The sequence below is a fragment of the Chryseobacterium sp. HNCC26DJ239 genome, from assembly GCF_057180445.1.
The window spans coordinates 497129-520244 of record NZ_JBXUGJ010000002.1; the positions used below are offsets into that span (position 1 = coordinate 497129).

Annotated in this window: 20 protein-coding genes; 14 read left to right on the plus strand and 6 right to left on the minus strand. The window is 33.3% G+C overall.

Features of this window, described 5'->3' with window-relative positions; genetic code table 11:
- Positions 1 to 131 precede the first annotated feature (131 nt).
- On the plus strand, positions 132 to 1661 hold the full coding sequence (guaA, locus tag AC2A1D_RS06020; RefSeq protein ID WP_484042727.1) for a glutamine-hydrolyzing GMP synthase: 1530 nt from the start codon (positions 132 to 134) through the stop codon (positions 1659 to 1661).
- A 134-nt stretch (positions 1662 to 1795) separates the two neighbouring features.
- On the plus strand, positions 1796 to 2668 hold the full coding sequence (locus tag AC2A1D_RS06025; RefSeq protein WP_484042728.1) for an aldo/keto reductase: 873 nt from the start codon (positions 1796 to 1798) through the stop codon (positions 2666 to 2668).
- 73 nt (positions 2669 to 2741) lie between these two features.
- Here the strand turns inward: AC2A1D_RS06025 and AC2A1D_RS06030 are convergent, their stop codons facing one another.
- Complete coding sequence (locus AC2A1D_RS06030) at positions 2742 to 3905, minus strand: thioredoxin family protein (protein WP_484042729.1); 1164 nt, start codon at positions 3903 to 3905, stop codon at positions 2742 to 2744.
- A gap of 104 nt (positions 3906 to 4009) precedes the next feature.
- Between AC2A1D_RS06030 and AC2A1D_RS06035 the strand changes: the two genes are divergently transcribed.
- From AC2A1D_RS06035 to AC2A1D_RS06075, 9 genes are all read left to right on the plus strand, one after another.
- Positions 4010 to 4498 carry a DNA-deoxyinosine glycosylase gene (locus tag AC2A1D_RS06035; RefSeq protein WP_484042730.1) on the plus strand — a complete coding sequence of 163 codons (489 nt, stop codon included), beginning with the start codon at positions 4010 to 4012 and terminating at the stop codon, positions 4496 to 4498.
- Positions 4495 to 5169 carry a hypothetical protein gene (locus tag AC2A1D_RS06040; protein WP_484042731.1) on the plus strand — a complete coding sequence of 225 codons (675 nt, stop codon included), beginning with the start codon at positions 4495 to 4497 and terminating at the stop codon, positions 5167 to 5169. Before AC2A1D_RS06035 ends, AC2A1D_RS06040 begins: the two co-directional genes overlap by 4 nt.
- Positions 5170 to 5172: 3 nt before the next feature.
- Positions 5173 to 5832 (plus strand): hypothetical protein, encoded by a 660-nt coding sequence (locus tag AC2A1D_RS06045; protein ID WP_484042732.1) that lies wholly within the window; start codon positions 5173 to 5175, stop codon positions 5830 to 5832.
- Between the two features lie 12 nt (positions 5833 to 5844).
- A complete protein-coding gene (locus AC2A1D_RS06050; protein ID WP_484042733.1) occupies positions 5845 to 6486 on the plus strand; it encodes a hypothetical protein in 642 nt (213 codons plus the stop codon).
- 158 nt (positions 6487 to 6644) lie between these two features.
- Positions 6645 to 7694 carry a tRNA preQ1(34) S-adenosylmethionine ribosyltransferase-isomerase QueA gene (gene queA / locus AC2A1D_RS06055; protein ID WP_484042734.1) on the plus strand — a complete coding sequence of 350 codons (1050 nt, stop codon included), beginning with the start codon at positions 6645 to 6647 and terminating at the stop codon, positions 7692 to 7694.
- A gap of 99 nt (positions 7695 to 7793) precedes the next feature.
- Positions 7794 to 8828, plus strand: coding sequence for a dual-specificity RNA methyltransferase RlmN (rlmN, locus tag AC2A1D_RS06060; protein ID WP_484042735.1), 1035 nt, complete (start codon positions 7794 to 7796; stop codon positions 8826 to 8828).
- A 197-nt stretch (positions 8829 to 9025) separates the two neighbouring features.
- Entirely contained in the window at positions 9026 to 9952 is a 927-nt protein-coding gene (locus tag AC2A1D_RS06065; RefSeq protein WP_484042736.1) for a sterol desaturase family protein, read from the plus strand.
- Positions 9945 to 10826, plus strand: coding sequence for a hypothetical protein (locus AC2A1D_RS06070; protein WP_484042737.1), 882 nt, complete (start codon positions 9945 to 9947; stop codon positions 10824 to 10826). Before AC2A1D_RS06065 ends, AC2A1D_RS06070 begins: the two co-directional genes overlap by 8 nt.
- A gap of 102 nt (positions 10827 to 10928) precedes the next feature.
- The gene (locus AC2A1D_RS06075) at positions 10929 to 11906 is read left to right on the plus strand and encodes a polyprenyl synthetase family protein (protein ID WP_484042738.1); all 978 of its coding nucleotides are present in this window, start codon (positions 10929 to 10931) and stop codon (positions 11904 to 11906) included.
- Here AC2A1D_RS06075 and AC2A1D_RS06080 read toward each other — a convergent pair.
- Positions 11866 to 13596 carry a helix-turn-helix domain-containing protein gene (locus tag AC2A1D_RS06080; RefSeq protein WP_484042739.1) on the minus strand — a complete coding sequence of 577 codons (1731 nt, stop codon included), beginning with the start codon at positions 13594 to 13596 and terminating at the stop codon, positions 11866 to 11868. The two genes, AC2A1D_RS06075 and AC2A1D_RS06080, sit on opposite strands and share 41 nt — an antisense overlap.
- Before the next feature lie 317 nt (positions 13597 to 13913).
- Here AC2A1D_RS06080 and AC2A1D_RS06085 point away from each other — a divergent pair, with 317 nt between their 5' ends.
- Entirely contained in the window at positions 13914 to 14105 is a 192-nt protein-coding gene (locus tag AC2A1D_RS06085; protein ID WP_484042740.1) for a hypothetical protein, read from the plus strand.
- Between the two features lie 259 nt (positions 14106 to 14364).
- A complete protein-coding gene (locus AC2A1D_RS06090; protein ID WP_484042741.1) occupies positions 14365 to 16797 on the plus strand; it encodes an alpha-ketoacid dehydrogenase subunit alpha/beta in 2433 nt (810 codons plus the stop codon).
- Positions 16798 to 16873: 76 nt separating this feature from the next.
- Here AC2A1D_RS06090 and AC2A1D_RS06095 read toward each other — a convergent pair whose 3' ends face one another.
- The 4 genes from AC2A1D_RS06095 to AC2A1D_RS06110 are packed head-to-tail and all read right to left on the minus strand — an operon-like array spanning position 16874 to position 19879.
- Positions 16874 to 17221 (minus strand): DUF4377 domain-containing protein, encoded by a 348-nt coding sequence (locus tag AC2A1D_RS06095; RefSeq protein WP_484042742.1) that lies wholly within the window; start codon positions 17219 to 17221, stop codon positions 16874 to 16876.
- A gap of 24 nt (positions 17222 to 17245) precedes the next feature.
- Positions 17246 to 17590 (minus strand): Mpo1-like protein, encoded by a 345-nt coding sequence (locus tag AC2A1D_RS06100; protein ID WP_484042743.1) that lies wholly within the window; start codon positions 17588 to 17590, stop codon positions 17246 to 17248.
- A gap of 4 nt (positions 17591 to 17594) precedes the next feature.
- Positions 17595 to 18203, minus strand: a complete 609-nt coding sequence (locus AC2A1D_RS06105; RefSeq protein ID WP_484042744.1) for a hypothetical protein — start codon at positions 18201 to 18203, stop codon at positions 17595 to 17597.
- A gap of 5 nt (positions 18204 to 18208) precedes the next feature.
- Positions 18209 to 19879 carry an APC family permease gene (locus tag AC2A1D_RS06110; RefSeq protein WP_484042745.1) on the minus strand — a complete coding sequence of 557 codons (1671 nt, stop codon included), beginning with the start codon at positions 19877 to 19879 and terminating at the stop codon, positions 18209 to 18211.
- 254 nt (positions 19880 to 20133) lie between these two features.
- Here AC2A1D_RS06110 and AC2A1D_RS06115 point away from each other — a divergent pair, with 254 nt between their 5' ends.
- Positions 20134 to 23097, plus strand: coding sequence for a tetratricopeptide repeat protein (locus tag AC2A1D_RS06115; protein WP_484042746.1), 2964 nt, complete (start codon positions 20134 to 20136; stop codon positions 23095 to 23097).
- The last annotated feature ends 19 nt before the right edge of the window (positions 23098 to 23116 follow it).

Consider the following 23116-nt stretch of genomic DNA (forward strand, 5'->3'; position numbering starts at 1 on the left):
ACGTAAAAAGAACAAGAAAAAGTCATTGTGAGCAGTAAGAGACAAACAATGTAGAAATCATTTCGAAAGATTACCACACTCCGTTGTACTTCGCTCGCAAAGACATCAATCATCATTTATAAATTATCAAAATGAATAACGGTATTATCATATTAGATTTCGGATCACAATACAACCAACTTATCGGAAGAAGAATCCGTGAGATGGGCGTATATTCGGAAATTTTACCATTCAATACACCATTAGAAACGCTTTTAGAAAAGCAACCAAAAGGTATTATCCTTTCTGGTGGACCAAGCTCTGTAAACGCAGAAAACGCACATTTAGTAGAAAAAGAATTGTACGAGCAGGGAATTCCTGTCTTGGGAATTTGCTACGGAATGCAGCTTACAGCACACCTTTTAGGAGGTAAAGTTCATAAAGGTGTAAAAGGAGAGTACGGTAAAGCACATTTAGAAATTGTAAAAGAATCGTCTCTTTTGAAAGGCGTTACCAACAATTCTGTTGTTTGGATGAGCCACTTCGATGAGGTAGGAGAATTACCTGTAGGTTTTGATTTAAATGCAAAATCTGGTGTTATCGCTTCTATTTCAAATGAAGAAAAGAAAATCTATTGCGTTCAGTTTCACCCAGAAGTTTCTCATACAGAAGAAGGAGGCAAAATGCTAGAAAATTTTGTTTTCGGAATTTGTGAGGCAGAAAAAAACTGGAAACTAACCAATTATATCGAAAAAACAGTTCAGGAAATCCGTGAGAAAGTAGGAGATCAAAAAGTAATTTTAGGTCTTTCAGGAGGGGTAGATTCTTCTGTTGCTGCTGTTTTAATTCACAAAGCGATCGGAGATCAATTAACGTGTATTTTCGTAGATACAGGTTTGTTGAGAAAAGACGAAGGCAAAAAAGTGATGGATAATTACGGAGAGCATTTCCACATGAATATTAAATTGGTGGATGCAAAAGAAAGATTCCTTACAAAATTAGCCGGAGTAGACGATCCTGAAGCAAAAAGAAAAATTATCGGGAACGAATTTATCTACGTTTTCGACGAAGAATCTCATAAAATTGAAGGGGCAAAATTTTTAGCTCAAGGTACAATTTATCCAGACGTTATCGAAAGTCAGTCGGTGAATGGTCCTTCTGCAGTAATCAAATCTCACCACAACGTTGGTGGTCTTCCCGAAGACATGGAATTTGAATTGTTGGAGCCATTAAGAGAGCTTTTCAAAGACGAAGTAAGAAAAGTAGGAGAAGAACTGGGAATTCCTCATCATTTGGTGTACAGACATCCATTCCCAGGTCCAGGTTTAGGAATCAGAGTTTTAGGAGCTGTAGACGCTGAAAAAGTAAGAATTCTTCAAGAAGCAGACGATATTTTCATCGAAGAATTGTACAAAAACGATTTGTACGAGAAAGTTTCTCAGGCATTCGTAGTTTTACTTCCTGTAAAATCTGTTGGGGTAATGGGCGACGAAAGAACGTACGAATACACAGCCGTAGTTCGTTCTGCAAACACCATCGATTTTATGACTGCAACGTGGAGTAGACTTCCTTATGAGTTTTTAGATACGGTTTCAAGCAGAATCATCAACGAAGTGAGAGGTATCAACAGAGTAGCTTACGATATTTCAAGCAAACCACCTGCAACTATTGAGTGGGAGTAATTTAAACTTACAATATTTTAAAACCAGCTTTTTTAAGGCTGGTTTTTTTGTGAATTTTCTCTTTATTTTAAAAGTATTTTAACATCAGAAACAAAAAAAATCACCGACCTTTGTTTCGATCAAAACAAAAAGTTATGCACAAAAATTATACAGGTCAACCTGTCATTACCATGAATAATGGCGTTGCAATTCCCGCTTTAGGATTTGGAGTTTGGCAAATGGAAGACCTTCAACAATGTGAAGATGCTGTAATAAAAGCTATTGAAGTAGGGTATAGGATGATTGATACAGCCTCAATATATCAGAACGAAACAGCGGTGGGAACGGCAATCCAAAAATGCGGTGTGAGCAGAGATGAACTTTTTATCACTTCAAAACTTTGGGTGCAATCTCACGGTTATGAGGAGGCAAAAGCGGCATTTCAAAGAACCTTAGATCGTTTACAACTCGATTATTTGGACATGTATCTTCTTCATTGGCCTTTCGGAGATTTTTTAGGAGCTTGGAAGGCGCTTGAAGAATTGTACAACGAAGGAAAAATTAAAGCAATTGGCGTTTGTAATTTCACTATTGAAAAATTGGAAGAGCTAAAAGCCAATGCAACGGTTTTACCGGTTATCAATCAAATTGAATTGCATCCTTTGTTCCAGCAAAAAGAATTGCAAGTGTACAATCGTGAAAATAATATCGTTACACAACCTTGGAGCCCGCTTGGAAACGGTAATGCGGGACTTTTAGAAAATGAAAACCTTAAAAATATTGCTGAAAAATACGGGAAAACTGTTGCTCAGGTTATTTTAAGGTGGCATTTGCAGGAAGGTTTCTGCGTTATTCCGAAATCTGTAACACCTTCACGAATTGCGGAGAATTTTAATGTATTCAATTTTGAACTTTCAGAAGAAGAAATGAATGTGGTAAGAGGATTAAATACTGACAAGAGACTGTTTTTCGATCCAAAAGATCCAGAATGGGAGCAAAAAATGCTTAATTCGAGAGCAGATATTTAATTTTTTTTCTCTTAATAAAAAAGGAAAGTCCGACAAAATTTTTGCCGGACTTTTTTATTCACTTATGAAAGTTTTACAAGCTTTTCAATAATTTTTCTGTGTCTGCAGTATCTTCACCTGCTGCTTTTCCTAGAGAAACAGATTTCTCTGCCCACAATTTAGCATTTTTCTTGTCACCAACTTTGTTGTAAAGATTAGCTAAAGTATCTGTATTTGCATAGTTTTCATCTTTTTTTACAGATTCTTGTGCCCATTTCACCGCTGTTTCAAGACCGGATTTTGAATTTACATTTTCGAAGAAGTTCCATGCGATGCTATTCAGTTCTTCAGAAGATAAACTTTGATAGTCTTTGTAAACATCCATTGCAAGAGTTTCGTAAGTTTTGTAATCTTTTGCTCTTGCCGCCATATTCATTTTAGCTTTTGTCAAAATTTTCGTAGACTCTTCTTTGGTCATAAATTTTCCTGTTTCAGCATAAAAATAAGCTTCATCCCAAGTTTTTGTAGTTTTGTTATAAGCTTTAGACATTACACCGTTTAGCTTAATGTTTTTATCTAAAGCGGTGTAGTTTTTCTCAGGAATTAATTTTAGCAATTGATCTTTTCTATCTACAAAAACTTTATAAAGAGGGCTTTCTGTACTTTTTATATTTCCTAAAAGCAAACCAACATCTTCTGTTTTAAGTTCTTTGTTTCCTGCGAAATATCTTTCTAAAACTTTAGCAGTATAATCTGCATCACTGTACATTGTTAATCCTGCAAGGTTTTTCAAAAATTCTGGGTCAGATTCTCCTTTTTCAAATCTTACTTTTAATGCGCTCAATCTTTTGCTTGGATCGTTGGCATCTTTTGCGATAGTGATAAAATCTTTCGCTTCTGGAGTATAACCTAAAGAACGGTGCACTTCTTCACCATCTCCGTTGATGAAAAGGTAAGTAGGATAAGACCTTACGCCATATTTTTTAGCAATATCCAAACCTTCACCTTTTTCCATGTCAATTTTTGCATTCACAAAATTCGCGTTGAAATAATCTCCCACTTCTTTCTGTGGGAAAATGTTTTTAGCCATCAATTTACATGGGCCGCACCAAGTGGTGTATGCGTCTAGAAAGATAAGTTTGTTCTCTTTTTTTGCTTTTTCTAAAAGGTTTTTAAATTGTGTTTCTTCAAATTTGATTCCCTGTGCAAACGCCGCAACGCTGATTACAAATGAAGAAAGAATCGCAAGTTTTTTCATTTAAACTAATTATTAATTGTTACAAATTTAAATATTATTGTATTCGGTTGTGAATAATCTTTTTTATTTAACATTCATTAAGTTTTCAATAGTTATATTTGAATATGGAAAGCAGAATATCATCTTTTTCTCCCATTATAGACGAAGAATCTAAAATTTTAGTTTTAGGTTCTGTTCCTGGCGTAAAATCTTTAGAAAAGCAAGAATATTATGCGCATCCTCAAAATGCTTTTTGGAGAATAATTTTTGAACTCTTTAATGAAAGTTTTACAAATATTTATTCTGAAAAATTAGCAATCTTAACGAAAAACAAAATCGCTTTATGGGATGTAATCGATACTTGCGAAAGAAAAGGCAGTCTAGATTCTGAAATTAGAAACGAAGAAGCGAATGATATTGAAACGCTCTTAAAAAACCATCCCAATATTTCAGCAATTTTCTGTAACGGAGGAAAATCTTTTAAAAACTTGCAAAAAATACTAAAAGATAAATCAAATATTGGTGTATATTTATTGCCATCAACAAGTCCGCTTCATACCATTTCATTTGATAAAAAATTAGCGGCTTGGGAAGTTATAAAAACGTATATATGAAACAACTTTTAACCGCTTTATTCTGCTGTATTTCGTTGCAGTTTTTTTCACAGTACTCTTATCATTTTGATAATTATGTTGTTTATGAAAATACCATTAAGACCGATGGTGAGAGCAATAAACATGAACATCAATATTTCGTGAACTCAAAAAATCATTCGTATGAAATGATTTTAGTAAGAGGGGAAGCAGAAAAAATAATTCTAAAAGTTTTAGATTTTGAAAATTATTATACACATTTTTTTGAGCTGAAAAAGAAGGATTTCCCTTACGCAGATTCAGATTTTGTGTATCTCTATTCAATTGAAGAAAAATTGTTTAAAAAACAGTTTAATGATGAAGATAAAAGAAGGTTCTTCAGTTATAAACCTATTAAGGAAGCAAATAGTTCTTATAACTTCGAGATTTCTGAGTATAGAAATGCGAAAATGAAAAGCTTAACTCAAAAATTTAAAGTAGAATTAGTGCCTTACACAGGAGATTTGGCGGTGGTTGGTTTGGGTTTGGCTGCAGATTATTACGGTATTTATAAAAAGCTAAGTTTTCCAGAAAACTTCGTGATGAAAAGTTCTTTGTCAAATTATAATACCATTAAAATTGTAGCGGTTGAACCGCAAAATTTTACTTTAAAGATTGATAAGATTGTTTACCAAAATACGCCACAAAAATAAATTATGAAGATTTGTATTTCCGCTATACTTTGTTTTTACTGTACTTTTTTATTTTCTCAAACTTACAATTTCGATTATGCAGTTGAAAGTAAAGCAGAGAATAATAATTTAGATAATTCCATTGAATATTATGATTCTAAGAATAATGCGAGAATGAGTTTTGAAGGAAGTGAAAATAAAATTTTTGCTGTTTTGTTTGATGAAAATACTCGTTTTAGGCATTGTTTCAAGGTCAAAACACAAGAAGAGAATTTTATATTTAATTATTCTCATAGTAATGATTTTAGTAAAGAGAAAAACTATAATATAAAAAAAGAACTAATTTCTATCAATAAAATCGACTCTTTAAATTTTGAGATTATTGGTTTTAAGACTAAAAGCAGGAAGACAAAGAAATTTATAGCTAGATTAACTTTAGAAAAGTCGGATTTTAATTTTTTGGAGATAAGCATTGATCATGCAAATTCTGAAGATATAAAGGAGGAACTTAAAAAGTTACTTCCTGAAAATTCTAAATTTTTCTTAAAAAAAATAAAAGTAGAGTTTGATACAGGCGTCACTTACAGCAAAATAAATACGATAAGAAAAATTAATTTTTCCTTAGTTATTCCTAATGAAATGAAGATAGTTCATTATAATCCTTTGAAAGAGTTTAATAATTAAATAGATTTAAATATGAAATATTTTCTGTTTATTTTTTTGATTTCATTTTCTGTAAAATCTCAAACCTATCACTTTAATTATTCTTTAGAAAGTAAAAGATTTGGTCCTGGCAAAAAAGATGTTTGGGATTTTGGAAGTGTCTTCTTCGATTCTAAAAATAATACTAAAATGAGTTTCTATAATGATTCGGCTCAACTAAAAGCTATTATACACGACCAACCTAGAGAAATGACTCATCTATATAACGTAGAAGTTGGAAAAGAAAATACAAAATTCAATTATTTGCACAGTAATACCTATTCTGAAAAAAGCATGTATGTTGAAAACCCCTATTTCATTGATGTTGAGCAATTGGCACCTTTGCTTTTTAAAGTGAATGTTTATGTTTACAACAACGAGAAAAAGACAAAAAAGCATAAAAAAGTTTCAGCTGTTATAACTTTAGAAAAAGCAGAATTTGAATATTTTTTAATTAAGAGTGATTTTTTGGGCGCTACTTATATTAAGGAACGTATTCTAGCCATGCTACCTGCAGATTCAAAATACTATATTAGCAAAGTAGAAGAAGAATTTTCGGATGGAAGTAAATATACTATTGTAAATACTTTGAGGAATATGGATATTGTATTATCCGTTCCGCAGGAGAATAAATAACAAATTTTGGGTACAAAAATACAGCAGCCAACTGCTGTATTTTTTTTATTTCAAGCAAACTTCGGGAAACACTTGACAAAGGGGTATCGAATGTCGTATATTTGCACCTCGAAAATTACACACTGTAATTGATTAATTTTTAAACCGTAATTTAAAAAATGAAAACATCAGATTTTAATTTTGATCTTCCTGCAGAATTATTGGCAGAACACCCTTCAGAACACAGAGACGAAGCTAGATTAATGGTTTTGGACAGAAAAACTCAAACAATCGAACACAAATTATTTAAAGATGTGGTAGATTATTTTGACGAGAAAGACCTTTTTATCTTCAATAACACTAAAGTTTTCCCAGCTCGTTTATACGGAAATAAAGAAAAAACAGGTGCTAAAATCGAAGTTTTCTTGTTGAGAGAGCTTGATAAAGAAACTCGTGTTTGGGACGTTTTGGTAGACCCTGCGAGAAAAATTAGAATTGGAAATAAATTATTCTTCACAGAAGACGAGTCTTTGGTTGCTGAAGTAATCGATAATACAACGTCTAGAGGTAGAACTTTAAGATTCTTATTCGACGGTTCTTATGAAGAATTCAGAGCGAAATTAAAAGAATTAGGAGAAACTCCACTTCCAAAATACATCAAAAGAGAGGTAGAGCCAGAAGATGCAGAAAGATACCAAACAATCTATGCTAAAATAGAAGGAGCGGTTGCTGCACCTACTGCAGGTCTTCACTTCTCTAAGCATTTGATGAAAAGATTAGAAATTAAAGGAATCGATTTTGCTGAAGTTACGCTTCACGTTGGTTTAGGAACTTTCAACCCAATCGAGGTAGAAGATTTGTCTAAACACAAAATGGAATCTGAAGAAATCTTCATCGACGAGAAAAATGCTCAAATCATCAACAACGCAGTAGACGAAAACAGAAGAGTCTGTGCTGTAGGAACAACTACAATGAGAACTTTGGAGACTTCAGTTTCTTCAAACAAAAAAATCTCTGCATTCCACGGTTGGACAAATAAATTCATTTATCCGCCACACGATTTCGGAGTTGCAAACTGTATGATTACCAACTTCCACACGCCAAAATCTACTCTTATCATGATGATTGCAGCGTTTGCCGGAAGAGATTTCGTAATGCACGCCTACGAAGAAGCCGTAAAAGAGAAGTATAAATTCTACTCTTATGGAGACGCAATGCTAATATTGTAATTAATTTTAAATGATAGATTATAAATTTTAGATTATTACAGAATTCTAATTTTGTTTTTAATCTAAAATTTATAATTTAAAATCTATAATCATTTTATTTTGAAAGACATCCGTACATTATCACTCGATCAGCTCAAAGATTATTTTGGTACAATTGGCGAAAAGCCTTTTCGTGCTAAGCAAGTTTATGACTGGATTTGGAGCAAAAACCTTCATTCTTTTGAAGAAATGACGAATCTTTCTAAAAATCTGAGAGATCACCTTACACGAGATTTTGTAATGAATCCTGCAGCGGTAGATCAGTTTCAGAAATCTACAGATGGAACCATCAAAAACGGAGTGAAATTGCACGACGGATTAATAGTTGAATCTGTTTTAATTCCTACCGAAACAAGAACTACAGCCTGTGTTTCTTCTCAAGTAGGTTGCTCTTTAAATTGCGAATTCTGCGCAACAGCCAAACTTAAAAGAATGAGAAATCTTGAGGTGGCGGAAATCGTAGATCAAGTGGCTTTAATTGATCGCCAAAGTAAAGAGTATTACAATCGACCGCTTACCAACATCGTTTTTATGGGAATGGGAGAGCCGATGATGAACTACAAAAATGTAGTAGAAGCCATTAAAAAAATTACTCAGCCCGAAGGTTTAGGAATGTCTCCTCGAAGAATTACCGTTTCTACTTCCGGAATTCCAAAGATGATAAAAATGTTGGCAGAGGACGAATTGAGGGTGAAACTCGCTCTTTCTCTGCATTCTGCTGTAGAATCTACTCGTAACGAAATTATGCCATTTTCCGATAAATTTCCTTTAACGGATATTATGGATGCGCTTCAATATTGGTACAAAAAAACAGGTTCTGTTATCACTTTTGAATATTGTGTTTGGAAAGGAATTAACGATAAGGATGAAGACATTAAAGCTTTAATTAAATATTGCCGACAAGTGCCTTCTAAAGTAAATCTTATCCAGTACAACCCAATTGGCGAAGGTAAATTTGACCACAGAAGTGTTGCTGCTGAAGAAAAATATGTTCGCGAACTAGAAAAAGCAGGAATTACCGTAATGGTAAGAAAAAGTAGAGGTGGAGACATCGATGCTGCTTGCGGACAATTGGCGAATAAAACAGCGGAGTAAAGAATTTCCTTCTCAATTTTTTTCTTCAAATCTTTTCATTTCGAAAAATAAAAATTACTACAGTAAAAACCATGCATTAGGATATATTCTAAAAGATCCTGTTTCAGTTCTATCTATTAAAAATTGATTGAAATCTTCATTTTTTTAAGAATTTGTGTGTGTAAAATCTTAAATTTACAACATAAAACTTATAATTAATGGAACTTTTTTTCGGAGAAGATGGCTTAGAAAATGTTTATTCTTGGGCAATTCCTCTACATGCGACGGTTATTTTAGCAGAAATGATTTACAGTCATTTTGCGGATGCTAAACTCTATGATAAAAAAGATGTTGCAACGAGCGTATTTTTGGCGCTTCTCAATTTCAGTTTAGACCTTTTGATGAAAGCTTTTGCAATGGGAGTGATGTTTTTCTTCTATTCGCATCGTCTTTTTTCATGGGATTTCAATATTTGGTATTGGCTCATTTGCTTTGTGGTAACCGATTTTGCCTATTACGTTTTGCATTATATCGACCATCATTCACGAGCGTTTTGGGCAGTTCATATCACGCATCACAATTCAGAATATTTTAACCTTACAACAGGTTTTAGAAGTCCGGTTTTACAGCCTTTGTACAGATATTTATACTTTTCGCCGCTTGCTTTTTTAGGTTTCAATCCGTGGCATATTATGGTGGTTTATGCAATTGGGCAGGTGTACGGAACTTGGGTTCATACACAAACCATCAAAAAAATGGGCTTTCTGGAATATTTTTTGGTAACTCCTTCACATCATCGAGTTCATCATGCGTGTAACATTAAATATTTGGACAGAAACATGGGAATGTGTCTGATTATTTGGGATAAAATTTTCGGAACCTTTGAAAAAGAAGATCCAAATGTTCCTGTAAAATTCGGGATTTATCCTAAAATGCCCAATCAAAAGCCAGATACGGTTCTGTTTTATGAATGGAGAAAGATTTACAAAGACATTTCGCAACCCAATATTTCTTTTTCAGACCGAGTGAAATATATTTTCAATTCTCCAGGTTGGAGACATGATGGAACAGGAAAAACGGTGAGACAATACCAAAAAGAATTTAATTTAAAACAAAAAAATAAGAAAGCTAAAACGAATGTTTAAAAGATTTTCTCTTGTCGGGTTTTTGATGTTTTCTGCGATTTTTTCTGCTCAAAAAGTAGAAAATTTTAAGCTAAAACCATACAGAATTGCTGTTTTAAATGATTCGATAAAAGAAACTTCTGGTTTAAATTTTTTTGAAGACAAATTATATACTTTCAACGACAGTGGGAATCCACCACAACTGTATGAGATTGATAAAAATTCGGGAAAGATTCTTCAAACCTTAAACATAACAGCAGAAAATAAAGATTGGGAAGCGCTTACGAATGACGGGAAATATTTTTACATCGGAGACTTTGGAAACAACGCTGGAACTCGTGAAGATTTAAAAATTTTTAAAATTCCATTTGATAATTTTCAGCTTAAAAATGATTCTTTACAAACAATTTCGTTTTATTATGCTGAGCAAAAAGATTTTACGCCAAAAAATCTTTCGACAGATTTCGATTTGGAAGCTATGCTTTATTTGAATGGAAAATTGCATCTTTTTACCAAAGAATGGGCTTCAAAATCGACAACTCATTTTATTTTAGATTCAAACAATTTTCAAAAACAAGCTGCTGAAAAGATAGAAACTTTCGATACTGGTTTTGTGGTTACTGATTCTTATTATTTCGACAAAAAGCTTTATTTATTGGGCTATACAAAGAAAACTGAGGTTTATTTAATGATTTTTAATGAGTCTGAATCTGGAATCTTTTTTAAACAAACGCCTAGAAAATTTTATTTAGGAAGTGCTTTAACGGTAGGACAAATTGAAGGAATTGCAGTGAATGAATCTGGAATTTATATTTCTGGAGAAGCCTTTCATTCTCCTATAAAAAATACGGATGCCTTCTTGTATTTTATTCCGAAAGAAAATTTAAATTTTTAAGTCGTGTTCTATGTTGAGATAATTTAATTTTCTCTTAAAACTGACCGAAAAAAAAATTATCTTTGTGAGAATTAAATATCAATTACCCATCATTCAAAGATAGTGGCGAATACTGTAGAAGAAATCAAGCGACCAATAAACGAGGAAATGAAACTTTTTGAACAGAAGTTTTACGAATCGATGCAGACTAAAGTACCTTTATTAGATAAAGTAACCCGTTTTATCGTTACCACAAAAGGGAAGCAAATGCGCCCAATGTTTGTGTTTCTTTGTGCAAAACTCACAGGTTCAGTAAACGAAAAAACGTATCGCGGTGCTTCGATGATTGAGCTTATTCATACCGCAACTTTGGTGCATGATGATGTGGTGGATGAAAGTTTTAAACGTCGTAATTTCTTTTCAATCAATGCTTTATGGAAGAATAAAATTGCTGTTTTAGTGGGCGATTTTTTACTTTCGAAAGCTGTTTTACTTTCTACAGACCATAAAGACTACGATTTATTGGCGGTAATTTCAAGAACGATACGCGAAATGTCTGAAGGAGAGCTTCTTCAACTTGAAAAAGCCCGTAAATTGGATATTACGGAAGATGTTTATTATGAAATTATTCGACAAAAAACTGCTACTTTAATTGCTGCATGTTGTGAAAGTGGTGCGCTTTCTAGCGGAGCCGATGAAACGGTCGCTAAAAAAATGATGGACTTTGGAACTTATACCGGAATGGCTTTTCAGATTAAAGACGACCTTTTCGATTACCTAAGTTCAAACGTGATTGGTAAACCTGTAGGAATTGATATTAAAGAGCAAAAAATGACTTTGCCTTTAATTTATACTTTGAAAACAGCCAACGAAGCTGATAGAAAGTACTACTTTAACACCATTAAAAAGTATAATAACGACCAGAAAAGAGTGAAAGAGTTAATAAACTTTGTGAAGTCTTCAGGTGGTTTAGAGTATGCAATTGGGGTGATGAAAGATTTCCAGCAGAAAGCCAAAAATATCTTAAACGACTTTCCCGAATCGGAGGCAAAAACTTCTCTTAATCTAATGTTGGATTATGTGATTGAGAGGGAGTTTTAGACTTCTCTTTCATCATTTTAATAAAATAAGAAGGTTTAATCTCAAACTTTCTGTAGAAATTGTCTGAAAAACTTTCTGCATTAGAAAACCCACAAATATTCGCCAATTCTTTTACATCGTATTGCAAATATTTTGCATCTGTTCTCAAAAGATTAATAATGTAATTTAATCGAAGATTATTTACGTATATATTAAAGTTTGAACCTTTGTATGTATTGATGATTCTTGATAAATAAGTAGAGTTTGTTCCTAATTCTTCAACAAGAGATTTCTGTGTAAGTTGGCTGTCTAGATAATCTTCGTCTTCCTCAAACTTTTCTAGCTGCGCTAAAACAGATTTTACTACAAGCGGATTAAGTCCCGGAATTTTTGAGTAATAATCATCTTGATTATCTGGTGTTTCTATATTTATGTCTTTTACATCTTGGTCCGAAACCGGCGTTACCACTGTGATGGTTTCGTTTTGAGATGATGTAATTGGGTCATTATAATGATTTGTATGCTTTTTTTCTTCTGCCTCAGAATTAATGATAATATTTTCAAAACGTTGCTTGTAAAGCTTTTTGATGCGATAGTAACGAATGCTGAAGAATAAAATGATCCCTAAACTGATAATAAAAATGAGCAAAAAGATGTTACTTCTTAATATAAGTAGGTTTTCTACCTTGTTTTTCTCTGAAATTAGCTTTTTTGTATCGTATTCTTTGTTGATTTTTGGGTATAGATATTTGAAGTTTTTCTCGTAAGATTTATCGAGAATCATCAATTTATTAATGTATTCTAGCTGTTTATCTCTATTTTTAATAGAATCGTTGTATTTAATCAGAATTTCGTAGGCGGATCTGAATTGAGGATCCAGTTTGTTAGATTCATTGTATTGTTTATCAATAACTTCCATGAATTTTACAGCAATTCCTCTTTTTCCAATTTTCCAGTTATTTAAACCCAAATAATAAATTTCCGTGATGTGCGGATACTTATCATTATACATTTCTAAAGCTTGAGTGAGTTTTTTTATAGATTCGCTGTAGTTTTTCTTGTAATATTCATCGGTTCCTTCCGAAGAAATGAAGTAAGGAATGTATTGGTTTAAGTTGTTGTCTTCTAAGTATTTAATGGTTTCTTTGATGAGTTTTTTGTTGTCATCTATTTTCCCCATTTTTGTGTTATTGTCTATGTAGCTGAGCATAGAATAGATGTAGTAAATCTGATAATCTTGCCCCAGTTTAGAATCCGTAGTGTGTTTTTTAAAGAAATCGATACAAACTAATAATTCTTTGGCGGCATCTTCATGCAGACCTAGATATATTTTATTCTGACAGATTTGATATATACTTTTATATATACTGTATTCATCATTTATCCTAGTTGCATATTTATTTGCAATTAAAATATCATCTAATGATTTTTGGTAAAACCCTTCCTGAGTGTACAAAGCACCTCTATTAAAATAAGCAGTTGCAAGCAACTTTTCATCATTAGACTTCATAGCTACATTCATAGCTTGATTTGCATAATCTATATTTTGAGGATATTTAGAAAAATTGCTTGCGTAGCGATAAGCGTAGATCAGAGCTTCATTATTTCCGTCATTTTTTGCAATTTTTATGTAATGCTGAATTAAATTCCATGCTTTTTTTTGGTCATTGTGAAAGCTGTCAATCTTTGCTTCAATTTCTAGATAATTCACGTTTCTTTTAGAATTTTCCTGTGCTTTTAAATTATCCGATAACAAGAAAATTGTAAAAAAAACTAGTAAAAATCTCAAAGTGAGGTTGTTACGAAATGTGTATTCTATTGAGGGAAGCACTTGTGGTTTTATTTAAAATTTAATAGTCTACAATATTAACATAATTAATTTGAATACGAAATCAAAAATTTAAAAATTGCCGGTCATTTTTTATGAATTCCCTGTCCTAAAATTTGAAATAGTAGGGTTTTCGGGTGTATGTTTGCAATAGAAAAAACAACCACAATCAAAAATTAACCCTCACAAAAATAGTAATTATGAAAAGATTAATATTTTTAGTATCAGCGGTTATATTAACTTCAGTAGTTTCTTGTCGTCAAGATGATGAAAACTTTGGAAGTGAAGATAGCCAGAATTTAGAACTTATACATCAAGCTACTCAGAAAATTTCTGATTCAACTAACACAACAGGTGATGAGGGTGATCCAATTGCTCCACCAAAAAAATAAAAACAGACCAAACCACACTCACATATATAACAATTTTTTTTTTTTTTTTCATCATTTGTGTTTTTAGATTCCTTGCGTGATTCACGCAGGGATCTTTCTTTTTTAAGCAGTTATGATTTTTTGTACATATTTTTAAAGATATCTTAAAGATGTCTGCTATTATGAAATGTTTAAAAAAAATACTTTAAAATATGAATTCTGCAAAATTGTTTTATTGCGTACAGTAAAATTTATATATATTTGTAAAAATCATAGTGCTATGCAGACAACATATATAGAAACACAACAGATTTCTTTTCAAGATTTTAAAAATCAGATCATTAGTGATTATAAATTGGGAAGAATCTCTCGAGAAATGTCGTACCTAGGTAGAAGAGAAGTTCTCACAGGAAAGGCTAAATTCGGGATTTTTGGGGATGGAAAAGAGCTACCACAACTCGCAATGGCAAAAGTGTTTAAAAACGGAGACTTCCGTTCTGGATATTACAGAGATCAAACATTTGCTTTAGCTGTAGACGCCCTTACTGTTGAAAGTTTCTTTGCTCAGTTGTATGCAGATACAAGCGTAGAACGTGAGCCTGCTTCTGCGGGAAGACAAATGAACGGCCATTACGCTACGAGAAGTTTAAATGAAGATGGAAGCTGGAAAGATTTAACAGCTCAAAAAAATATTTCTTCAGATATTTCTCCAACAGCTGGTCAAATGCCTAGATTATTGGGTTTAGCGCAAGCTTCTAAAGTTTATAAAACCGTAAAATTTGATGGTTCAGAAAAGTTTTCAAAAGACGGTAACGAAATCGCTTTTGGAACAATTGGTGATGCGTCTACAGCAGAAGGTCATTTTTGGGAAACTTTGAATGCGGCTTGTGCGCTTCAAGTTCCGATGGTGGTATCTATTTGGGACGATGGTTACGGAATTTCGGTTCCTACAAAAAACCAAAGAGCTAAAGCAGATATTGCTGAAATGCTAAGTGGTTTCCAAAGAAAAGAAGGAGAAAACCAGGGTTGTGAGATTATTCAGGTGAAAGCTTGGGATTATCCGGCTCTTTTGGATGCGTATGCAAGAGCAGAGCATTTTGCAAGAACAGAGTCTGTTCCTGTGGTTGTGCATGTTATTGAAGTTACTCAACCTCAAGGTCATTCTACGTCTGGTTCTCACGAAAGATATAAAAATGAAGAACGTTTAGCTTGGGAATCGCAGTTTGATGGATTATTAAAATTCAGAGAGTGGATTTTAAATTATTCAATCGAAATTGAAGGAAAAGAAGAGCTTTTAGCAACAGCTGAAGAGTTGGATGCAATAGACGAAGATGCTAAAAAGATTGTAAAAGCAGGTCAGAAACTGGCTTGGGAAAACTATCAGAATACAATTACCGAACTTAAAAATTCAGTTCTTCCTTTAGTTGAAAATCTTAAAGGACAAAATAGCGAGATTGAAAAGTATATCAGCAACTTTAATAAATTGGTTTCAAAAGCTAAAAAAGATATTTTCCATTTGGTAAGAAAGTCTTTAATGGCTACAAGAGGTACAAACTCTGCAGAAAGAAATCAGTTGATGCAGAAGTATAACGAGATTTTTGAAGTAGAAAAAGATAATTATTCTTCTCATTTGTACTCTCAATCTCAGTGGAAAGCTGAAAATGTAAAAGAAATTAAGCCAATTTACTCAGATTCTTCTGAAGATGTTGATGGAAGAGTAGTGGTAAGAAATAATTTCGATAAAATTTTCGAAAAGTATCCTCAAACTTTAGTTTTTGGTGAAGATGCCGGAAATATTGGTGATGTAAACCAAGGTTTGGAAGGTATGCAGGAAAAATACGGCGAAGTACGTGTTGCAGATACAGGAATTCGTGAAGCTACCATTCTTGGACAAGGAATCGGAATGGCGATGAGAGGTTTAAGACCAATCGCTGAAATTCAGTATTTAGACTATATTTTGTACTGTTTACAAGGGATGAGCGACGATTTGGCAACGGTTCAGTACAGAACAAAAGGTGGTCAGAAATCTCCGGTAATTATCAGAACAAGAGGTCACAGATTAGAAGGAGTTTGGCATTCTGGTTCTCCAATGGCAGGAATTTTAAATCTTTCTAAAGGTATTTTGGTATTGGTTCCAAGAAACCTTACAAAAGCTGCAGGATTCTACAATACAATGCTTCAAAGTGATGACCCAGCTGTAATTGTTGAGTGTTTGAACGGTTATAGACTGAAAGAAAAACAGCCAGAAAATTTAGGTGAATTCACTGTTCCTGTCGGAAAAATTGAGGTAACAAAAGAAGGAGCTGATGTAACTTTGGTAACGTATGGTTCTACTTGGAGAATCGTAATGGAAGCTGCTGCAGAACTTGAGAAAATCGGAATTTCTGCGGAAGTTATCGACGTTCAGTCTTTAATTCCTTTCGATTTAACGCATGAAATTGCTGATTCTGTGAAGAAAACAAACAGATTGGTCGTGATTGATGAAGATGTAGAAGGAGGAACTTCAGCGTTTATTCTTCAACAGATTTTAGAAAAACAAAAAGCGTTTAGATATTTAGATTCAGATCCTTTAACGATTTCTGCAAACGATCACAGACCTGCCTATGCAAGTGACGGAGATTACTTCTCTAAACCTTCTGCAGACGATATGGTTGAAAAAATCTATGCAATGTTCAACGAAACAAATCCTCAAAAATATCCTGCGATATTTTAGTGAGAATTTTTAGATAAAATAAAACCGCTTTCTTTTGGAAGCGGTTTTTTTATGCTGTAAGATTGAAATGAATTTTTTATTTCTTCTTTTTACTCACTTCCTTTACCAAAACATATCTAATTGAAGATGCATCTGCGGGAACGTTTTCACGTTTTTCTGTTCTGACAATCAATTTATATTCATAACCAGGTTCGTAGGTGAAACCTTCAATTTTTGTGTAGAAATTTTGCCATGGTGCGCTTTCTGTTTCTTTTACCTGAAGACATTTCATGGGCCCAACTCCAACGCAGTCTTTGGTTTCTGAGGCAATAAACATGGTTTTTTCGGAAGGATTTGAAACTTTCGGGGTAGAAGAGCATTGCGCAAAAGAAATTAAAATTAGCGCAAAAGAAATTGGTTTTAGAGCTGAAATAACTTTTATCATTATTAAATACGTTGTAGGGTTAAATTATGGATTTTTTATGATTTCTGAATGCATTGTTTTTCCAGAGAATTTTTGCTTACCGATAAGCAACTCAAAAAACATTCTAAAATCAGAAATTAAAGTCCAAATAGGGTATCTGTAGGTTGTAGGTTTATTTCTTTCGATAACAGCATGGCTAAACCATGCGAATCCATAGCCAAAAATAGGAAGGTAGAATAAAAATCTTTCTTTTCCAGAGGAAATTACGTATCCAATTACAAAGAAAACTAAAAATGTTCCTATAAAATGAAAAATTTTAGTGGCTGTTTTGCTATGTTCTGTAAGGTAGAATTTGTAAAATTCTTCATACGTTTTGATTCTTTCAGACATTGTTTTAATATTTTAGAGTTCCAATCATATAGGTTTTAGAACTGTTCAACGCTTGTGAACTTTCAGTATTCTCCTTTACCACTCCTTTATTACGAATGTAATTGGAGTGTATAAAGTAAGTATCCTTGTCTTCGCGTGTAATAAAACCTGTGTGAAAATCTAGTCCAACAATGTAAACTGTATTTTTTGGTTGTTTTAAAATATAATTTTCGAGGTCTTTTCTTTGTGTGAAATATTTTATATTCGAACAAAGTTTTTTAATCATTACAGACGAAGGTTGCTGTGCTAAAAAAACTCTTTCAATTTTAATACCAAAGTCACTAAGAGTATTGGTTACAAAATATCCACAAGCAATGCTTCCTGATTTTGGTTTGCGAGTGGTGCCGCCAAACGACCAAGGTGTATCTTTCCAGTATTTAGGAATGTCGTAGTTAATGAAAGTGAAAAAGTATGTGCTCTTTTCACTTTCAGTTTTAGAATGTATTTGCTTTAAGAAGTCTTCGTATTTTACATCAGAAACTATTGTGTTTATTGCGCTTTCATGATTTTGCATTCCGTCTTTTTTTTGACAGCTTAAAACCATAAGTGCACACAATAAAAGTAGTTTTTTCATGATTATTATGTAGTTCTCAACTTGCTGTTTTTGTAGCCGTAGAAGAAGTAAATAATAAGCCCAATCGCAAACCATAAACCGAACCAGAACCAATTGTCGTGGCTCATTCCTGTTAAAAGATATAAGCAAGAACTTAGACCGATCAAAGGAATTAATGATAGATTTTTAAGGAAAGCAATAACACAAAGTACTAGATTTATAATAATAAAGAAGAAAATAGAAGCTCTAAATTCACCTTCGGATGGATCTTTCCAATCCATTATATGATCAAAAAATTCAGGTTGAAAATAATGAAAACCAACCAGACTTCCAATAAAAATAACAGGGAAAATAATTTTTCCGTTAATGTAAGGAAGGTGAAATCTGCCTTTAATTTTTTCTTTTGCTGGAAGCATTAAAACACCCGCACAAACCAATACAAAGGCAAAAATGGTTCCGATACTTGTGAAATCTAAGATGAAACTTTTGTCGGTGAAAATAATTGGAACTCCCACTACAATACCTGTAATAATCGTTGCGAATGATGGTGTTTTGTATTTTGGATGTACATCCTGAAACTTTTGTGGCATTAAACCATCACGACTCATTGCATACCAAATTCTTGGCTGTCCCATCTGGAATACTAAAAGAACGGTTGTAATCGCAATAATCGCAATAAAAGATACGGTAAGTTCCATCCAGGCTACATTGGCGTTGTCTTTTTCAAAAATGAAAGATAGAGGATCTCCAACTCCGTCGAATTTTCTGTAATCTACCATTCCTGTAAGAACAAGAGTAAGTGCAATATATATAACAGTACACAAAACTAAAGAGATAATCATCCCTTTTGGAAGGGTTTTTTGAGGGTCTTTTGTTTCTTCGGAAAGAACACTTAACGCATCAAAACCAATGTAAGCGAAGAAAACCCCAGAAACCGCACTCATAACTCCGGCAAAACCATTTGGCATGAAAGATGAAACACCGGTTTCAGGATTTAAAGGTGTCCAATTTCCTGTGTTTACATATTTATAACCCACTAAAATTACCAGAACAATAACCGCTAGTTTTAAGATTACCAAGGCGTTGTTGAAGTTTTTACTTTCTTTTACCCCAACATAACATAGCCAAGTGATTAAACCATTAATGACCAAAGCTGGAATATCTACAATAAATTTTAAACTACCTAAAGGTGGTGCACTATTCCAAGCGTTGATAAGCTCTTTGTTGGTAGAATTATTGAGAATCGCTTTATGTGCTTCAGAATAGCTGCAGGTAAGGTATTCCGGAATATGAATGTCTAATCTTGCCAGAAAACTTGTAAAATAATCAGACCAAGAAAACGCTACATAAATATTCCCGAAAGAATATTCCATTATTAAAGCCCAACCGATAACCCAAGCAATGAGTTCTCCAAAACTCGCGTAAGCATAGGTGTATGCAGAACCTGCTTTTGGAATTCTACTTGCAAATTCTGCGTAGCATAATGCGGTAAAACCACAAGCAAAACCACAGATTAGGTAAAGTAAAATAACACCGGGACCGCCTCTAAAAACGGCTTCACCAAGACTACTGAAGCTTCCTGCGCCGATAATGGCGGCAATTCCGAAAAAAACAATGTCCCAAACTCCTAAAACACGGAGTAATGATGTTGAAGTATCTGTTTCTGAATAGGTTTTTCTCTTGAAAAGCTGGTTCATCCAATAGTATATTTTGAGTTGAAAGAAACAAAAGTAGTTAAATCTTTGAAATTATTAGCTTTTTCTTAACATTTCTTAATGAGAAGTTAATAAGTTTTAAAAAATAATCCACTTACTAACAATATGTTAAAAACCTTGTTTAAGCAATATCTTTTTGATATTTTCGTTGGTAAATTGTGGATAAATCTTATCTTTATATTTGAAGACCTAAACGATTAATTTTCAACACAGATCATTCAAAAATATACCCATTAATGAAGTCAAAAAAAATACTTTTAGCCGCAGCTGTTGTCTATTTTGGAATCAGCGACGCGCAACAATCACAATATTTTAGCCAAAAAGAAAACTATAGATTTGGGCTTGCCGAAAATCTTTATCAAACTAAAATTTACAACGCTTCTCAATACGAATATGCAAGGCAATATTTTTATAATCAAAACCTTTCGCAATCTAAAAAAGAAGCTGCGCAGTTTTTTGATAATGTAATTGGCGTTATTCTTCAAAAAAACCATGCAGAAGAAGGTTTAACAGCTTTCATGAAAGAATATCCAAATTCAGCTTATTTTGCACAGGCAAATCTTCCGTTGGCAGATTATTATTTGGCAAAAAAAGACTTCAAAAAAGCGCTAGAAACTTTAAAGAAAGTTAATCAATATCAACTTACAAAAGAAGAAAATACGCAGTATATCCTTAAGTTAGGTTATGCTAAATTTATGTTGGGCGATTCTAAAGGAGCGATTGATGCTTTGGAAGAAGCATACAAAACTGCAGATGGAAGCCAAAAGGGAGACATTGCCTATATGTTGGGACATTTGAATTATGCCAACAGAAACAATGTAAAAGCTTTCCAGTATTTTGATTCTATTAAAAATGAAGAGAAATATTCTAAACTGGTAAGACCTTATTATGTTCAGATGTATTTTAATGAAAAAGACTACGATAAGGCAATTTCTGAAGGAAATTCTTTATTAAACGAAGATATTTCTGAATCTTACAAAGCAGAAGTTCATAAGATTATTGGTGAAAGTTATTTCATGAAAGACGATTATGCTTCAGCATATCCTCACTTGAAAGATTATCTTGCAGTACAGCAGAATCCGAGCGAAAACGATCTTTATGAAATGGGTTTTGTAGCTGCAAAGCTTAAAAAATATGATGAAGCGGTTTCTTATTATAATCAATTGGTGAACTCAAATTCTGCTTTGGCACAGAATGCGTATTATCAATTAGGGAACGCGTATCTTGAGGTAGGGAAGAAGCAGGAAGCGCTTTCTGCATTCAGATCTTCTTATCAGATGAATTATGATAAGGGTGTGAAAAAACTGGCGCAGGAACAATACGCAAAACTAAGTTACGATATCGGAAACCCGTTTGAAAATCCTTCGCAGGTAATTCAGTCGTATATGACTGAGAATTCATCGGAAGCAGATAATACCGAAATGAAATCTCTTTTGGTAAAATCTTACCTTTATTCCGGAAACTATCGTGAAACTTTAAATGCGATTGATAGGTTGAAAAACTCAACTCCGGAAATTGATAAAATAGACCAAGAAGTTTCTTATTTACTAGGAACGGAAGAATTCAACAAAGGAAATTTTGATGAAGCCGAACGTTTCTTATTAAGAAGTTTAGAATTTAATATCAATAAAGAATTCAACAGCAGAGCGCTGTATTGGTTAGGACAAACGTATTATCAAAAAGGAAATTATCCTTCGGCAATTGTACGTTATGAAAAACTTTTAAACGAAACTTTCCCTGAAAAACAGCAACTGCCTTATGATTTAGGATACGCTTATTTTAAATCTAAAAAATTCGACCAGGCTCAAAAGTATTTTAAACAATATTTAAACAATCCAAAATCTGAGTTTAAAAATGATGCAGAACTTCGTTTAGCAGACATCGATTATGCCAATAACGACCTAGATTCTGCAATTGCGGTGTACGATGCCAATCAGGATGTTACAGATTATACTTTGTTCCAAAAAGCAATGGCTTTAGGGTTTAAAGGAGATAATAATGCGAAAATTTCAAACCTTAAAACGTTAATTTCTAAATATCCGGATTCAGAATACATGGATGATGCTCAGTACGAATTGGGTGTTGCGTATGCAAGTCAGGACGATTTTGGAAATTCTAATGATTATTTCTCGAAAGTGGTAAAATCTTCTTCAGACCGAGATTTGGTGGCAAATGCTTCCATTTACAGAGCTCAGAATATGATTGACCAAAACCAAGACGATAAAGCTTTATCTGAACTGAGAAGTTTGGGCGAACAATACAGAAATACGCAGTATGCAGACAAAATTGTTGCCGCTGCAAAACCAATCTTTACTAAAAACGGTGATGTTTCTGGATACGAAACTTTTGCTAAAAACTTAGGCGTAAATGTTGATGCTTCAGAAATTGACGAAATCAACCTTTCGACAGGGAAGCAATATTTTGCGAAAAAAGATTACAAAAATGCAATTTCTTACTATGAAAAGTATTTAACGCAAAACCCTACAGGTGAAGGTCTTTACCAAGCGAAATATGAGTTGGGAGAAAGTTATTACCAAACAAAAAATACAACGAAAGCATTATTGGTACTTCAAGATGTGGCGAATGTTGCCAACGATTATCAAGACGATGCACAGACGAGAGTAGCACAAATTCAGATTGCACAAGGAAATACGGCAGAAGCGAAAAAATCTTTGGAACAATTGGTAAATTCTTCAAACATCGGAATCAGAAACTATGCAAATGTAGAGTTGATGAAGATCTATGCTGAAGAAAAGAATTTCTCTCAAGCAGAAAAATTAGCAGATGCTGTAATTGCTAATTCTAAAAACTCTGCAGCCGTTATTGAAACTGCAAAAGTGATTAAAGCGAGAAGCTTAATGAACTCTGGAAAAGATAAGGATGCACAATCTGCTTACGCTTCACTCGAAAAATCTTCGAATACAGAAGTTGCGGCAGAAGCGTTGTATGCAAAAGCCTTTTATCAGAATAAATCTAAATCTTATAAAACATCAAACGAAACCATCTTCAAATTGGCAAATAATTATGCTTCAGAAGAATATTGGGGAGCAAAAGCTTTGGTTTTGATGGCGAAAAATTATGTTGGCTTAAAAGATAACTATCAAGCAAGTTATACCTGCGATCAGATAATTGAAAACTACGCCGATTTCCCAGAAATCGTAGCGGAAGCGAAAGAAGTGAAAAAGCAGATTAAAAAGTAAAACAGCAGGTAAACTTAAA